General features: G+C 66.8%; 12 protein-coding genes and 1 other RNA gene. 4 read left to right on the top strand and 9 right to left on the bottom strand.

The annotated features are described in order from the left end of the window. The 5 genes from hflC to ACIIOY_RS00130 all read right to left on the bottom strand — a co-directional run bounded on the left by hflC (position 1) and on the right by ACIIOY_RS00130 (position 4,074). Complete coding sequence (hflC, locus tag ACIIOY_RS00110) at positions 1-951, bottom strand: protease modulator HflC (protein WP_411032574.1); 951 nt, start codon at positions 949-951, stop codon at positions 1-3. Further along, positions 951-2,072 carry an FtsH protease activity modulator HflK gene (gene hflK, locus ACIIOY_RS00115; RefSeq protein ID WP_411032575.1) on the bottom strand — a complete coding sequence of 374 codons (1,122 nt, stop codon included), beginning with the start codon at positions 2,070-2,072 and terminating at the stop codon, positions 951-953. Before hflK ends, hflC begins: the two co-directional genes overlap by 1 nt. A gap of 265 nt (positions 2,073-2,337) precedes the next feature. After that, positions 2,338-2,859, bottom strand: coding sequence for a dihydrofolate reductase (locus tag ACIIOY_RS00120; RefSeq protein ID WP_411032576.1), 522 nt, complete (start codon positions 2,857-2,859; stop codon positions 2,338-2,340). 21 nt (positions 2,860-2,880) lie between these two features. Next, complete coding sequence (locus tag ACIIOY_RS00125) at positions 2,881-3,675, bottom strand: thymidylate synthase (protein ID WP_411033032.1); 795 nt, start codon at positions 3,673-3,675, stop codon at positions 2,881-2,883. Between the two features lie 87 nt (positions 3,676-3,762). Further along, a complete protein-coding gene (locus ACIIOY_RS00130; protein WP_411032577.1) occupies positions 3,763-4,074 on the bottom strand; it encodes a DUF2853 family protein in 312 nt (103 codons plus the stop codon). Between the two features lie 134 nt (positions 4,075-4,208). On the opposite strand from ACIIOY_RS00130, the gene ssrA reads away from it, so the two are divergent. From ssrA to ACIIOY_RS00150, 4 genes are all read left to right on the top strand, one after another. Next, positions 4,209-4,569, top strand: a transfer-messenger RNA (tmRNA) gene (ssrA, locus tag ACIIOY_RS00135). 110 nt (positions 4,570-4,679) lie between these two features. Beyond that, positions 4,680-5,198 (top strand): SspB family protein, encoded by a 519-nt coding sequence (locus tag ACIIOY_RS00140; protein ID WP_411032578.1) that lies wholly within the window; start codon positions 4,680-4,682, stop codon positions 5,196-5,198. 9 nt (positions 5,199-5,207) lie between these two features. Beyond that, entirely contained in the window at positions 5,208-5,405 is a 198-nt protein-coding gene (locus tag ACIIOY_RS00145; protein WP_411033033.1) for a DUF4169 family protein, read from the top strand. A gap of 84 nt (positions 5,406-5,489) precedes the next feature. Further along, positions 5,490-5,726, top strand: coding sequence for a ribbon-helix-helix domain-containing protein (locus ACIIOY_RS00150; RefSeq protein WP_411032579.1), 237 nt, complete (start codon positions 5,490-5,492; stop codon positions 5,724-5,726). A 6-nt stretch (positions 5,727-5,732) separates the two neighbouring features. Here ACIIOY_RS00150 and ACIIOY_RS00155 read toward each other — a convergent pair whose 3' ends face one another. The 4 genes from ACIIOY_RS00155 to ACIIOY_RS00170 form a co-directional block, all read right to left on the bottom strand. Continuing rightward, positions 5,733-9,533: an AsmA family protein gene (locus tag ACIIOY_RS00155; RefSeq protein WP_411032580.1), complete on the bottom strand. Its 3,801-nt coding sequence runs from the start codon at positions 9,531-9,533 to the stop codon at positions 5,733-5,735. A gap of 42 nt (positions 9,534-9,575) precedes the next feature. After that, on the bottom strand, positions 9,576-10,997 hold the full coding sequence (locus ACIIOY_RS00160) for an FAD-binding oxidoreductase (protein WP_411032581.1): 1,422 nt from the start codon (positions 10,995-10,997) through the stop codon (positions 9,576-9,578). A gap of 106 nt (positions 10,998-11,103) precedes the next feature. Next, positions 11,104-14,256: an efflux RND transporter permease subunit gene (locus ACIIOY_RS00165; RefSeq protein WP_411032582.1), complete on the bottom strand. Its 3,153-nt coding sequence runs from the start codon at positions 14,254-14,256 to the stop codon at positions 11,104-11,106. Beyond that, on the bottom strand, positions 14,256-15,425 hold the full coding sequence (locus tag ACIIOY_RS00170) for an efflux RND transporter periplasmic adaptor subunit (protein WP_411032583.1): 1,170 nt from the start codon (positions 15,423-15,425) through the stop codon (positions 14,256-14,258). The genes ACIIOY_RS00165 and ACIIOY_RS00170 overlap by 1 nt, the downstream gene beginning before the upstream one ends. Between the last annotated feature and the right edge of the window lie 130 nt (positions 15,426-15,555).

The following is a 15,555-nucleotide window of genomic DNA, read 5'->3' on the forward strand; positions in this document are numbered from 1 at the left end:
TCAGTTTTCCGTCGACGGCGTCGTCGCGGTGCCGTTCGTCGTGCCGGTCCCGGCACCGGAGGCCGCAGGCTTCGCGCCGGCGGCATCCTCGAAGTACCGGAAGAATTCCGACTGCGGCGACAATACCAGCGTGGTGTCGGACGAACCCATCGCATCGCGGTAAGCGCTCATCGACCGGTAGAAGTCGAAGAAGTCCGGATCCTGCGAGAAGGCCTCGCCGAAGACGCGGTTGCGCTCGCCGTCACCCTCACCCCTGAGGATTTCCGAGTCGCGCTGCGCGGCCGCGATGAACTCGACGACCTGACGGTCGGCGATGGCGCGGCGGCGCTGGCCTTCCTCGTTGCCGCGGGCACGGATGAGCTCGGCTTCGGCGAGACGCTCGGCCTTCATGCGGTCGTAGGTCTGCTGCGAGACCTCCTGCGTCAGGTCGGTGCGGCGGATCCGCACGTCGGAGATCGTCAGGCCGAGGTTCGACGCGTCGTTCGTCAGTTCGCCGCGGACCTCGCGCATCATCGAGGCGCGCTCTTCCGACAGGGCGGATTCGAAGCCGCGCAGACCGTAGACCCGGCGCAGCGCCGCGTCGAGACGGGTGCGCAGGCGCGATTCGGCCGATTCCCGGTCGCCCGAGACGGTTTCACGGAAGCGGCGCGCATCCGTGATCTTGTAGACCACGAAGGCGTCGACCTCGTAGAACTTGCCGCCCGAGACCTGGACGCGGATGTCGTCGAGGTCGAAGCGAAGCGCCTGGTCCTGGATGTACTGGACGCTGTCGGCATCCATGAAGCCGAAGGGCAGCTTGAAGTAGAGGCCGGGTTCGGCCTTGACGTCCTGGATCTGGCCGAAGCGGATGACGATTGCCTGCTGGCGCTCGTTGACGACGAACACCGACGAGTAGGCGATGAAGAGGAGAACGCCGACGGCGATCAGGACGGCTGGTAGACGGTTGCCCATTACTGCGTGCCTCCCGCCTGCTGCGGGCCGGTGGCCCGGCCGAGTTCGTTGAGGGGAAGGAAGGGAACGACGCCCTGCCCGCCCTGCTTTTCGTCGATGATGACCTTCTTGGAATTCTTCATCACGCCTTCCATGGTTTCGAGGAAGAGGCGCTTGCGGGTCACGTCCGGAGCCGCCTTGTACTGCTCGTAGATGGACAGGAAGCGCGCCGCCTCACCTTCAGCCTCCTTGACGACGCGGTCCTTGTAGGCGGCCGCCTCTTCGCGGATCTGCGCGGCCTGGCCGCGGGCAAGACCGAGCTTCTGGTTGGCATACTGGTTGGCTTCCTCGACGAAGCGGTCTTCGTCCTGCTCGGCGCGCTGCACCTCGTCGAAGGCGTCGGCCACCTCGCGCGGGGGAGCCGCGTCCTCGATGGCGACCGTATTGATCGAGATGCCGGCGCCATAGGCATCCATGGTCGCCTGGATCGTCGTCTTCACGCCCTCGGCGATCGCCTGGCGGTTGTCGCGGAAGATGTCCTGGGCCGGGCGGCGGCCGACCACCTCGCGCATGGCGCTTTCGGCGACCTGCTGCAGCGTCTCGGCCGGATATTCGAGGTTGAAGAGGTAGGACTGCGGATCGGTGACCGAATAGAGCACCGAGAACTGCACGTTGACGATGTTCTGGTCGCCCGTCAGCATCAGGCCGGAGCTGTCGGACGTCGACGCCGCCGTGCGGCGGCCGATGTTCTGCTGCTGCTCGGTGATCTTGACGAGCTCCACGGTCTCGAGCGGCCACAGGTGGAAATGCAGGCCCGGCATGGAGATTTCCTGCTTCGGCTTGCCGAAGCGCAATTCGACGCCGCGCTCGTCCGGCTGGACCGTGTAGATCGAGTTCATCAGCCAGAAGACGCCGATGAGGAGCAGCGCGATGACCACCACGCCGCCGTTGAGGCCGCCGGGCATGACGTTCTTCAGCTGGTCCTGGCCGCGCCGGATGATCTCCTCAAGGTCCGGCGGGCCGCCGCTGCCGCTTCCCCCGCCGCCGCGGGGGCGGTTCGATCCCTGCCCCCATGGCCCCTGATTGTTTCCGCCGCCGCCGCCCCAAGGGCCGCCGCCGCCGTTCTGATTGCTCCAGGGCATCAATACCTCTTTCTTTCAAATCCCCTTGAAGCCAATCCACGTTCCGAAAAGCGGGACAGGCTTCATCTGTTCGTTTCCGCGCAGTTCCGGAAGCAAAACCGCTTCGCGCCTTTGCTGAAACTGCTCCGGCCGCATTTCGCGCATTGTTTTGCCGCGACATACGAAGTGAACCCGTTATAGGTATCCCTCCGGCACCTTTCAACAAATCCTCAAGGCCTTGCGCCCCCGTGCGGCAAAATAGTTCGTGATCGGCGCGATTTATGGTTTATCCGGCCGCTTTCCGGCGCCAGGTGACGAAGCGCATGGCATGGCTGTCCTTCTCGCCCCGGGGAATGGGCTCCTCGACAACCTTCTCGAAGCGGGCCGGATCGATTGCCGGAAAACGCGTGTCGCCGTCCACGTCCGCCTCCACGTGCGTGACATGCAGAATGTCCGCACGGTCGAAGACCTGGGCATAGATCTGCCCGCCGCCGATGACGCAGACCTCGTCGACCCCGAGCCTTTCCGCCTCGCGCCGGGCCGCGGCCAACCCCGCATCGAGCGAGGACACGACCTCGGCACCGGGGGCGGAAAAGGCGGCATCGCGGGTGACGACGATGTTCGGCCGGCCGGGCAGCGGCCGGCCGATCGAATCCCAGGTCTTGCGCCCCATCAGCACGGGCTTGCCGAGCGTCAGCTGCTTGAAGCGTTTGAGGTCCGAAGGCAGGCGCCACGGCAGGTCGCCGTCGCGGCCGATGACGCCGTTCTTCGCGACGGCCACGACGAGGACGATCTTGACTTGGCTCATGCGGGTCGGCTTTCCGGGTAATCAGACGGCGATCGGCGCCTTGATGCTTGAATCGGCTTCGTAGCCGATCAGGGTGAAGTCCTCGAACTTGAAGGAGAAAAGATCCTTCACCTCCGGATTGAGCTTCATGAAGGGCAAGGGCTTGGGCCGGCGCGTCAGCTGCGTGCGCACCTGGTCGAAATGGTTGGCATAGATATGCGCATCGCCCAGCGTGTGCACGAAATCGCCCGGCTGGAGATCCGTCACCTGCGCCACCATCATCGTCAGCAGCGCATAGGAGGCGATGTTGAAGGGCACGCCGAGGAAGATGTCGGCGGAGCGCTGGTAGAGCTGGCAGGAGAGTTTTCCGTCCGCCACATGGAACTGGAACAGGCAGTGGCACGGCGGCAGCGCCATCTCGTCGACGAGCGCCGGATTCCATGCCGAAACGATATGGCGGCGCGAATTCGGATTGCGCCTGATGCTGTCGAGGACGGCGACGATCTGGTCGAGATGCCGTCCGTCGTGGGTCGGCCAGGAGCGCCACTGATAGCCGTAGACGGGCCCCAGCTCGCCGTTCTCGTCGGCCCATTCGTCCCAGATGGTGACGCCGTTCTCGTGGAGGTAGGCGATGTTGGTGTCGCCCTTCAGGAACCACAGCAGCTCATGGATGATGGAGCGCAGGTGCAGCTTCTTGGTGGTCAGCACCGGAAACCCTTCGGACAGGTCGAAGCGCATCTGGTAGCCGAAGACGCCGCGCGTGCCGGTGCCCGTCCGGTCCCCGCGGTCGGTGCCGTTTTCCATCACATGGGCGAGAAGATCGAGATACTGCTGCATGGTCGCCGCCGATTCGTTGTCCAGCATGGGATACTAGAGCGGGAGCGGCGGCGGCCAAAGGGTGAAATGGGATTTTCCCGGCTTTCCTCAGGCGAGCGCGCCGAGTTTCCCGAGTTCCTTGGCGGCAAGATAGTAGAAGGTGACGCGCGATTTGGTGCGGTCGTCGGCCATGGCCTTGCAGACCGCCTCGACGGCCCTGTCGGCTGCCTCGCCGCTGACGCCCAGCTTCTTGCCGCACCACTTTTCCTTCACGCGGTCCAGTTCTTCCGGATCGGAGCAGGAGACCAGCGAGGAGTCGCGGTTGCGCAACGCGATGCCGAGATGGCTCACGATCTTCTTGACGATGGCCTCGTCGGCACCGCTGTCGTACTTGCGGACATCTGCGAGATAGTCGGTCATGGTGTCTCCTCTGCGCGCACTCCGTTGCCGCCGCCATGGCGCCTGGCGCGGCGTCATCGTTTTCGCGCGCAAGCGGCAAGTCAAGCACGAATGCGCCGTCCCGGGACGGCCAATGCCCGAATTGCTGTCACAAAGCCCTTTTCTTGGGCCGGAAGAGCACCTATATGTGGGGTGCTGCTTCGGCAGCTATGGCAATAAACGGGCGGTGTAATAAACCCATTGGACCCGGGGGCGGTACCCGGCGCCTCCACCAAAAACCGGTCGATCGCGACGGACCGGCTTTTGATGGGGGCGAAATAGGATCGACAAGGGTGTAAAGATCGACTTTTTGCCCGGCATTGTACCACCGTTATCGGGCTAAACTTATAGTTGCAAACGACAACTATGCGGAAGCTCGTCTCGCTGCCTAATGGCGGTGTGACACTTCACTCAAAGTCCTGACGGGTCGCACCGGCAGGCGGGGTCCGAAGGCACCTGGCAACAGAAGCCTTCACCTTCTCCAAACCCTTGAAATGGTCTATAGCTGTGCCAGATGACTCGTGCCGCAAGGCGTGAGACGACATGCAATGCCTGAATTACAAAGGCAGGAAGAAAGACAGGAACGGATGGCGCAAGACCACATTCGCTACGACATTCTCGCCCAGGACGCGCTGCGCAGCGTCATTCGCAAGGTTCTGTCCGAAGTTGCGGTCACGGGCCATTTGCCCGGCGAGCACCATTTCTTCATCACCTTCCTGACCAATGCCCCCGGCGTGCGCATCTCGCAGCATCTGAAGGCGAAATATTCCGAGCAGATGACCATCGTCATCCAGCACCAGTTCTGGGACCTGAAGGTCAGCGAGAGCCAGTTCGAGATCGGCCTCTCCTTCTCCGACACGCCGGAAAAGCTCGTCATCCCCTTCAACGCCATCCGCGGCTTCTACGACCCGTCCGTCAGCTTCGAGCTGGAGTTCGACGTGCCGGCGGTGGAGGAAGACGACCACTCCGCCGAGGTCACGGCCTATCCCGCCGTTGCCGAGAAGGCCGAGGAGCCCGCGGAGGAGCCGACGCCGCCGACCGGTGGCGACGACAACGGCAAGGGCGGTTCCGTCGTCTCGCTCGATTCCTTCCGCAAGAAGAACTGAGTGCCTGCGATGAGCGGCGACGTCGTCAACCTCCGCCAGTTCCGCAAGCAGAAGGCGCGCTCCGAAAAGGAGAAGCAGGCCGGCGAGAACCGGATCGCCTTCGGCCGCACGAAGGCGGAGAAGGCGCTGACGCGCGCGCTCAACGAGAAGGCGCGGAAGACGCTCGACCAGGGCCGCCTGGAGCGGCCCGACGATGCGGCCGACTGACATTTCCCCCGCGGTTTCAATCGCCTGCCGGCAAACCCGGAATCGATCTGCCAATCACCTCAATCGCGATGGCAAGGATGGGGCATGATCCGCAAATACTCCACCACGCTGCACGGCCATCGTACGAGCTTCTCGCTCGAACCCGCCTTCCATGACGCGTTGAAGGCCATCGCCGACGAGCGGGGCATGCCGCTCGCCGCCCTCCTGCGCGAAATCGACGACGCCCGCGGCATCGACGGCAACCTTTCCTCGGCGCTGCGTCTCTTCGTGCTGGAATGGCTGAAACGCAAGGCCGGCGGCGACGACCCTAGACGACCCTAGACGACCCTAATTGACGCCCGGCAGCGTGTCGAAGTTCAGGTTCTGCCCGCTGTCGACGGGCGGCAGTTCCTCGCCGCGCTCGACGCCCTCTTCGGGGGAAACCGGCAGGCGGCGGCGCCTCGCCTCCTCTTCCGCCTTGCGCGCCTCTTCCGCAGCGCGCTGTTCGGACAGCCGGCGAGCCTCCTCCTGCGCCTCCAGCAGCCGGCGGGCGTCGTCCGCCGCCTTGCGCCTTGCGCGCTCGGCCTCTTCCGCAGCCGCCCGCGCGGAACGCTCCTTCTCGGCACGCTCGCGGGCCGCCGCGCGCCGCCGCTCCTCCTCTTCCATCTGAAGGCGCATGGCCTCGGCAAGCGCCGCCCGGGCCTCCGCGCGCGAACGGTAGAGGGCCGCTTCGCGCCGCAGGCGCTGCTTTTCCAATACGTTCGCCTGCAGCGTCTCCACGCGCCGCCGCTCCGTCTCGAAACGGCGCAGCGACAGGTAGTTGGCAAGCGGCTGCACGTCGAGCTCGACGCCCGGCGCCGCCACGAGGCCGCGATAGGAAAGCGCCGCTTCCGGCTCGGCGCCGGCCAGCGCGTCCTCGCCCGCCTTGTAGGTGACGGAAAGCCGTCCTGCCATCGTGCCCTCGGCAAGGTCGATGTCCGCATCGCCGGAAAGCGCGGCCTTGCCGTCTTCCGCCGTCACGCTCTGCACCCGCAGCCTGCCGCCGGCCAGCGCGAAGGGAATACGCACGGCGCCGAGCGCGGCCTGCCCTTTCAGGATGGCATCCGACGCGAAGCCGGCGACGCGCTCCGGCGTGATGTCGCCTTCGATGCCGTCCGCCGCCGCCAGCAGCAAAGGCAGCGCTCCGGTATCCAGCCCGCGCACCACGAAGTCCGACACCCGGGCTTCACCCGAGCCGCTGGCCCCCTCGACCATGGCCCGCACGCTCCTGCCCGAGGCGTCGACGGCAAGCGTCACATCCGCCCTGCCGCCGGCGACCGCACCTTGCGGGCCGGACCAGACGATCCTCGACAGATCGACGCCCGAAAGCTCGGCGCGTGCCTCGAACAGCCCGTTCTCGTCCGCATTGGCGACCTTGAGGCGTCCGGAAAGCCTGCCGCCCAGCCAGTCGCCCGTCATGTCGGTCAATGCCAGTTCGCCGCCCTTCCAGGCGAGATCGGCCTTGAAGCCCTCCACCGCTCCGTAGAGACCCGGCCAGAACGATCCGGCCTCAAGCGCCACCGAGACGTCGGCAGCGTCCTGAAGCGGCTGCACGAGGGGTGCGGTGTTCAGCCCGCCGTCCACGACGTCCGTCACCGGCCCGCCGACCGCCTCCGCAAGGAAAGCGAAATCCACCGTGTCGAAACGCAGCGCGCCGGTGCCCTTGAGCGTCGGTGCCGCGCGGTCGAATGTCAGGTTGCCGGAGAAGGCATTGCGATCCGCCTCGCCGGAAATCCCCGTGACCGCGATCGCCTCGGCGCTCGTCGCGACCGACGCCTCCAGGGCAAGCGGCAGGCCGGTGCCGGCCTGCGGCAGGGCGATGCCGTTCATCATCAGGTACGGCTCGATGTCGTCGCTCCTTGCCGAAAGCGCAAGGGAGCCGGTCAGGAAGCGTTCGGCGGCGAGCACCGCCGTGCCCTCGGCGGAAATGGACGTGCTGCCGGCGTTGAACGCCGCCGAGACCTCGGCCGGCCCGTCTTCCCCCTGCCGCACGCGGAAGGTGACGCTGCCGTCCGGATCGGCATCGAAGGGCAGCGGATCGAGCCCCACCTGCCCGGCGAGCACCACGGACTGCGGATTGGAGATGCTGCCTTCCAGCTCGAAATTGCGCCCGCGCACGAGATCGGCGGGCGTTGCCGCCGACAGCTTCAAGTCGACCCGCCCGTCGTTGACGGGGCCGCTCACGGTGAAGGTCGCCGGCTCTCCTTCTTCCCCCGAGAGCGCAGCCCGCAGGGTAAGATCGGCATTGTCGTAATAGCCGGCATTGGCGACGAAGCGGGAAAGCAGCGGATGGGCCGGCAGGTGCCGTGCCAGCATTTCGGCCACCGGCCGCATCTCCGCCACCTTCACCGTCATGCCCAGGCCGGCGTCCGGCTCGAGAAGCGAGCCGCCGAGGCTGCCGCTCGCCGACAGCGCGGCGCCCTCCAGCGAGGCGACGTCCACGCGGTTCAGGGTCAGGAGCCCGTCCTTCACCGAAAGCGCGGCGCTGACGCCGTCGGCGCTTTCGCCGAAGGCGAGAAGGCGGTCCGCCTTGATGTCGAGCGCGATGGAATGGGAAAGCACGGTGGAGAGCGAGGCATCGCCCGCGACGAGCCCGGCAAGGGCCTGAAGCGATTCCAGCGCCACCTCGTTGCCGCGCAGCTGCAGCGAGAGCGTGGGAGCGGCATCCGAACGGGATTCGCGCTCCAGCCGGCCGGTCAGCGAGGCGCCGCCGATGGCGATTTCGAGATTCTCGAAGCGCTGCAACTCGTCCGTGAGATTCACCTCGGCGGAAAAGCCCGCCGTCTTCAGCTTGCGGATTTCCGGATCGACGGAGCCTGCCAGCCAGGCCGCGAACCCCGAGGGCTGGTTGGAGGCGACGAGCAGGTCGCCGACGAAGCCGCGGTTTTCGCGCAGCGTCAGCCGCCCCTTCGCCTCCAGCTTGGTGCGGCCGGGCAGCAGCGCATCGGCCCGGTCGATGCGCCATCCGTCGCCGTCCGGCTTCACGTCGAGCCGGATTTCGCGCACGGTGGTATCGCCCACGACCACGGCCGGCAGGAAAAGGCTTGCCCGCCCCGGCACCTGCGGTATGGGGATGTCGGCCGCGATCGCCAGCAGCGCCTGAAGCCTCTGGCGGGCGGAAACCTGCGGGTTGCGGCCGGTCTTGCCGGTCTCCCCGTTGTTGCCGATGCGGCTGACGTCGATCTGCTGGCCGTCGGCGATCAGCAGGAATTCCGGCGCGCGGCCGGTATCGAGCGTCGCTTCGCCGGTCACCACATAGGGATCGTCGGGCGGGCCGGCCTCGAGCCGGTATTCCGGAACGCGGATGCGCTCGTTGGAAAGCTCGAACTTTCCGGCAACGCGGATGGGATCGCCGGCCCCCTCGCCCTTCGGGCGCGGTTTTTCCGAGAGGGTGAAGCCGCCCTGATACTGCGGGCGGAAATCCACGACCTTCAAGTTCCCGTCGAGGTCGGCGGTGAAGGACAGCCGGTCGGGCACGATGCGGGCGCGCATGGAAAGCGCGCCGTTCTCCACCTGTCCGCTCGATAGCTGGAAGGCACCGCTCTCGCCGTCGAGCGCCGCGCGCCCGTCGATGCGCCAAGGCCCGCCAAGCGACTTTGCCGCGAGCTGCGCGTCAAGGCCGGTGACGCGGCGCGTGCGGCCGGTCTGCTCGTCGACGAATTCGATCTCGCCGCCCGTGATGGAGACGTTCTCGAGGATGACGGTGCGGGCGGGAATGTCGGATTTGCGGCCTCGCGCCCAGTCCAGCGTGCCGTCCTGGAAGAGCTTTATGCGCGCCTTCGGCTCCTCGATGCGCATGTCGAAGATCAGCGCTTCGCCGGAGAGGAAGGGCGCCAGTTCCGCATCCATGGAGAAACGCGCCACCTCGACCAGCGGCGCGCCGTCCTCGGGAGAGCCGACACGCACGTCGTTGAGCGTCACGGAGGGGAACGGGATCAGCCGGGCGTCGACGCTGCCGTGCACGATGACGGTGCGCCCCATGATGCGGCTCGCCTCGCGCTCGAAATTCTGCCGGAAGCTGGTCCAGTCGATGAAGAGCGGGGCGAGCAGCGCCGAAAAGAGCGCCACGACCACCACGCCACCGACGAAGAGCATGATCCTAGAAAGCACGCCGCATGCCTCGAATTCCGTTCACCGCCTCAAGGATAACGTTTAATTCTCCGAGAGGGTCGAAAAAATCTTGCCGGGGTTCAGAATGTTGTCCGGGTCGAGTGCCTGCTTGATCTGCCGCATGAGCGCGACGGAGCCGCCGAGCTCGCCCGGCAGGAAGGACTGCTTGCCCTGCCCGATGCCGTGCTCGCCCGTGCAGGTGCCGTCCATGGCGAGCGCCCGGGCGTTCAGGCGGCCGACGAAGGCCTCCACCTGCTCGACATGGGCGGGATCCTTGTCGTCGAAGACGAGGCTGACATGGAAGTTGCCGTCGCCGGCATGGCCGACGATGGGCGCCAGCAGGCCGTGCTGCTCGATGTCGATCTCCGTTTCCGCCACGCAATCGGCAAGCCGCGAGATCGGCACGCAGACGTCCGTCGCGATGACCGCATGGCCGGGCCGCAGCGCCTTGGCCGCCCAATACACGTCGTGCCGCGCCTTCCAGAGCTTCGCCCGCTGCCCGGCATCGGCCGTCCATTGGAATTCGCCGCCGCCGCATTCGGCGGCGATCGCGCCGAACTCCTCCGATTGCAGGCGCACGCTCTCCGCGTTGCCGTGGAACTCCACGAAGAGCGTCGGCTGTTCCGGCAGCGTGAGGCCGGAATAGGCGTTGCACGCCTTGATCTGGAGCGTGTTGACAAGCTCGATGCGGGCGACCGGGATGCCGAGCTGGATCGTCATGATGACGGCGTTGCAGGCGTCCTTCAGCGTCGGGAAGCCGCAGATGCCGCCGGCGATGACGGCGGGAATGCCCTGGAGGCGCAGCGTGACCGAGGTCAGGACGCCGAGCGTGCCCTCGGCTCCCACGAAGAGCCGCGTCAGGTCGTAGCCGGCGGAGGATTTGCGCGCGCGGCGGGCGGTGCGGATCTCCTCGCCGGTCGCCGTCACGGCGGTCACCGCCAGCACATTGTCCTTCATCGTGCCGTAGCGCACCGCGTTCGTGCCCGACGCGCGCGTCGAGGCCATGCCGCCGATCGAGGCGTTGGCGCCGGGATCGATCGGGAAGAAGAGGCCCGTGTCCCGCAGGTAGGTGTTCAGCTCCTCGCGGGTGATCCCCGGCTCGACGGTGCAGTCGAGGTCCTCGGCATTCACCTCCAGCACGCGCTTCATGTTGCTGAAATCGATGGAGATGCCGCCGTGCGGCGCATTGACCTGGCCCTCCAGCGAGGAGCCCGTGCCGAAGGGGACGACCGGCACCTTCAGCGCCGCGCACAGCCCGACGACCGCCTTCACCTCCTCGGCGTTCTCCACGAAGACGACGCCGTCCGGAAGCTGAGGGGGGATATAGGTGGTGGTGTGCGCATGCTGGATGCGGATCGCCTCGCCGGTCTGGAAACGCCGGCCGAAGCGCTCGGCAAGGCGCGGCAGCGCCTCGGCGATGCCCTTCTCGTTGCGCGCGCCGCCCCTGATATCCGCCAATGCCATTTTCGGACCCTCCTGCCTGTGAGGGCCTACTCAGCAAATTGGCGCACGGCTGTCCAGCCGCAAATATCGGATCGTCGTCACCATTTGCGGGCCGTCGGCAAGGCTGTCACTCCGCTGCCTGCGGCAGGGCGCCGCCGCCCCTGGCAAGGGTCTCGGCATGGTGCAGCTCGGCGGCAAGCCGCTTTTCCTCGTCCGCATGCGGGCTGGTGAAGCGGGCGATCACCAGATAGGCGACGGGCGTGAGGTAGAGCGTGACGACCGTCGCCAGGCCGAGGCCGCCGACGAGCACCCAGCCGAGCGAGATGCGCGCCTCCGCGCCCGCCCCGCTCGCCAGGACCAGAGGCACGGCGCCGACGACGGTGGCGATCATCGTCATCAGGACCGGGCGCAGGCGGATGTTCGAGGCGTTCTCGATGGCGCTGCGGATATCCTGCCCGCGGTCGCGCAGCTGGTTGGCGAATTCGACGATGAGGATGCCGTTCTTCGCCATGATGCCGACGAGCAGCACGAGGCCGATCTGGCTGTAGATGTTGAGCGTCGTTCCCGTCAGGATCATCGCGAACACGGCGCAGGCGAGGCCGAGCGGCACCGTCACCATGATGATGACCGCGCTGACGAAGCTTTCGAACTGCGCCGCCAGCACGAGGAAGATGATCGCGATGGCGAAGCCGAAGGTGATGAGGAGGCCGCTCGAATTTTCCTGGAGCGTCGCCGCTTCCGCCATCGGCAGCAGGCGCGAACCTTCCGGCAGCAGGGGTTCGGCCATCTCCTGCACCATGGCGAGCGCATCGCCGAGCGCAAGGCCGTCCTTGAGGCCGGCGGAGAGCGAGACGGCGCGAAGCTGCTGCTCGCGGGAAAGCTGCGGCGCGACCGCCCTTTCCTCCAGCGTGGCGATGGAGGACATCGGCACGATCTTGCCGTCGCCGGTCTTGAGGAAGATGTTCTCCAGGTCCATAGGGTCGTTGATCGGCGTCGTGGTTGAGGACAGCTTGACCGGATAGGCCTGCCCCTCGACATAGACGTCGACGACGCTGGTGCCCTCCAGCATCGCTTGCAGGGCGGTCGAAAGGCCCGTGATGTCGATGCCGAGATCGGCGGCGCGCTCGCGGTTCACGGTCACGGAAAGCTGCGCCTGGTTGGCCTCGTAGTTGAGGCGCACGTTCTGGAAGCGGCCGCTGTCCTCGATCTGGCGCACGAGTTCGGCCGCCGCGTTGCCGAGCTTCGTGTAGTCGTTGCCGACGAGCGCGACCTGGAGGCCGTTGCCGGCGCCGCGGATACCGAGGCTGTTCGGCTGGATGGCGAAGGCGCGCACCGAGGGCACGGTGGCGACCGCCGTATTGATGTCCTCGACGATCTGCTGCTGCGTGCGCTCGCGCTCGCTCCAGGGCGCGAGCGTCAGCACCATGAAGCCGCTGTTCGTCGAGCCGCCCTGCCCCGAGATCGAGAAGATGTTGACGATCTCTCCGCCGTCGTAGAGCGGGCGAAGCTTGTTCTCGATAAGCTTCATCTGGTCCTGGGCATATTCCAGCGACACGCCCTGCGGCGCGTTCACGCGCAGCATCACCATGGAGCGGTCCTCGCTCGGCGTCAGCTCCGACTTGATGGTGAAGAAGGAGATCGCGCCGGCCGCGGTGAAGAGCAGCGCCACGACGAAGACGATGAAGGGCGCGCCGAGGCAGGCATGCAGGCTGGAGCGGTAGAAGCGGGAGGCCGCGCCGCCGATGCGGGCGAGGATGCCGGTATGCCCGTGCTTCATGTCCTTCGTCAGCATGCGCGAGGCGAGCATAGGGCAGAGCGTCAGCGCCACGAAGGAGGAGAGCAACACGGCGAAGGCGAGAACGAAGCCGAACTCGCGGAACAGCCGCCCGGCCTGGCCCGGCAGGAAGGAGAGCGGCACGAAGACGGCAGCGAGCGTCGCGGTCGTCGCGATGACGGCGAAGAACACTTCCAGCGTGCCGAGGATCGCGGCGGCGCGCGGCTTCAGGCCCTCGGCACGCCGGCGCACGATGTTTTCCAGCACCACGATGGCGTCGTCCACCACAAGACCCGTCGCCAGCACGATGGCGAGCAGCGTGAGGATGTTGATCGAGAAACCGGCCATGTAGATGGCCGCGATGGTGCCGATCAGCGCGATCGGCATGCTGATCGTCGGAATCAGCGTCGCCCGCCAGTCGAGCAGGAAGAGGTAGATGACGAGCGTCACGATGAAAACGGCGACGGCCAGCGCGATTTCCACCTCGTGGATGGCGCCGTCGATGAAGACCGCATCGTCGCTGGTGATCTTGAGCTCGGTACCTTCCGGCAGCACGCTGGCAAGCCGCGCGACGGTCTCCTTGACGCCCTCGGAAATGTCGAGCGTGTTGGACTGCGCCTGGCGGATGACGCCGAGGCCGATGCCCTGCCGGCCGTTGGAGCGCAGCGCCGTCGAGCCCTCGTCCGGTCCCATCGTCACCATGGCGACGTCGCCGAGGCGCACGCGGTTCTTGAGGATGAGGTTCTCGAAATCGGCGGGCGTCACGAGGTCCGCGGTCGCACGGACCGTAATGTCCTGGCTCTGGCTCTTCAGCGAACCGGCCGGCACGTCGAAGGCGGCGGTCGCCAGCGTGTTGCGCAGGTCCGCGACCGTCAGGCCGCGCGCGGCGAGCTTCGACTGGTCGACGTCGACGCGGAAGATCTTCTCCTGGTCGCCGTAGACGGCGACGTCCGCGACGCCCTCCACCGAGGCAAGGCGGTCGGTGATCTCGTTCTCGGCAAGCAGCGTCAGGTCTTCGAGCGACTGGGTGTCGGACGTGAGCGCAAGCCGCATGATCGGCTGGCTGTCCGCATCGGCCTTGACGACACGCGGCTCCTCGGCGCCGTCGGGAATCTGGTTCGCCACGCGCCCGAGCGCGTCGCGCACGTCGTTCGCGGCCTGGTTGACGTCCGTCGTATCGGAGAATTGCAGGGTGACCCGGCTGCGGCCGAAGGAGGACTGGGAGGAGATGTCCTTGATACCCTGGACACGCGAGACGGCGCCTTCGATCACGTCGGTCAGCTCGCGGTCGACCGTCTCGGGCGAGGCCCCGTCGAAATCGGTCGTGACGCTGATGACCGGCTGGTCGACGGAGGGAAGCTCGCGGATTTCGACGCCGGTGAAGGCGGCAAGGCCGGCGACGACGATCAGCGTGTTCAAGACGAAGGCGAAGATCGGCCGGCGGATGAAAAGCGCGGTGAACCCCGCCTTGCCGGAATCGTTGAGACCGGTCGTCTCCCCCGACATCACGAGCCCTCCGTCACGGTGGGCGTCTGCTGCTCCTGCTGCGCCACGGTGCGAACCGCCCCGCCCGGCCGAAGCGTCTGGAGCCCTTCCGTGACGACCTGGTCGCCTTCGGCAAGCTCCGCCCTGACGAGCACCTTGTCCGGGTTGCGCTGCACGATATGGATCGGCACGCGCTCGACCGTCTCGCCCTTCACCCGCCAGATGTAGGAACCGTCCGCGCTCCACTGGACGGAGAGCGGATCGACGCTCGGATAGAAATCGCCGGCAAAGCGCATGGTGACCTGGAAGGACATGCCGGCGCGCAGCAGGTCCTCGGGATTGGCGATGCGGGCGCGCACGCGCAGCGTCCGGCTTTCCTGGTCGATGCGGTTGTCGATCGCCTGAACCTTGCCGGTGAAGGTCTCGCCCGGCCGCGCGACGGCCGTCGCCGTCACGTCGCCGCCGACGCGCACGCTGGTCGCAAAGCGCTCCGGCACCCAGAAATCGACCAGGATCTCCGAACGGTCGTCGATGCGGGCGATCGCCGAGGAGGTCGTGACGTAGTCGCCCGGATTGACGGAGATGATGCCGACCACACCGCCATAGGGCGCGGTGATGTCGCGGCGGCGCAGCGCCAGCTCGGCATTCCGCAGCGCCAGCTCCGCCGCTTTCAGCGCGGTTTCGGCGTCCTGCAGCTCCGCGATGCTGGTCGAGGACCGCAGGGCTTGCAGGCGCGCCAGCTTCTGCGCCGCGCTGTCGCGGGCAACGCGCGCCTGGTCGGCGGCGATCCGCTGCTCGTCGCTGTCGAGGCGGGCGATCACCTGCCCCTGCTCCACCCGGTCGCCCGATTCGACGAGAACCTCCGTGAGGTTGCCCGTCGCATAGGGCGTAACCGTCACCGAGCGGATCGCCTCGCCGTCGCCGATGGCGTTCAGCCGGTCGTTGACGACCGCCATGGCGACCGGCTTCGTGGCGACGAGGGCCGGCCCGCCGCCGAAGCCGCCGCCGCGCCCGCCTTCGCGGCCGCCGTCCGCTCCGCCTTCACCGGCCGGCGCGATGGCGGCGACGAGCGTGCTCGGCAGGCCCGCGGCCTCCAGCATGTCGTTCGCCCCAGGCACGAAGCGGCCCCAGAGCAAAACCCCGGCCGAAATGACGCCAAGGCTTATGAGGAGCTGTTTCCAAACCCGCATGCACTCTTTCTCCGATGGAAGCGAACCGTCGCCGGTTGCGACGCGACATAGAGCAAGTATCCCGCTTTGGAAATGAACCGGCAATGAAAGAATTCGATCATTACGGAAATGTAAGATTGGCGGGCGGCTC

This window comes from Shinella agrisoli, assembly GCF_046557955.1.
In the GTDB taxonomy this organism is placed as follows: Bacteria; Pseudomonadota; Alphaproteobacteria; order Rhizobiales; family Rhizobiaceae; genus Shinella.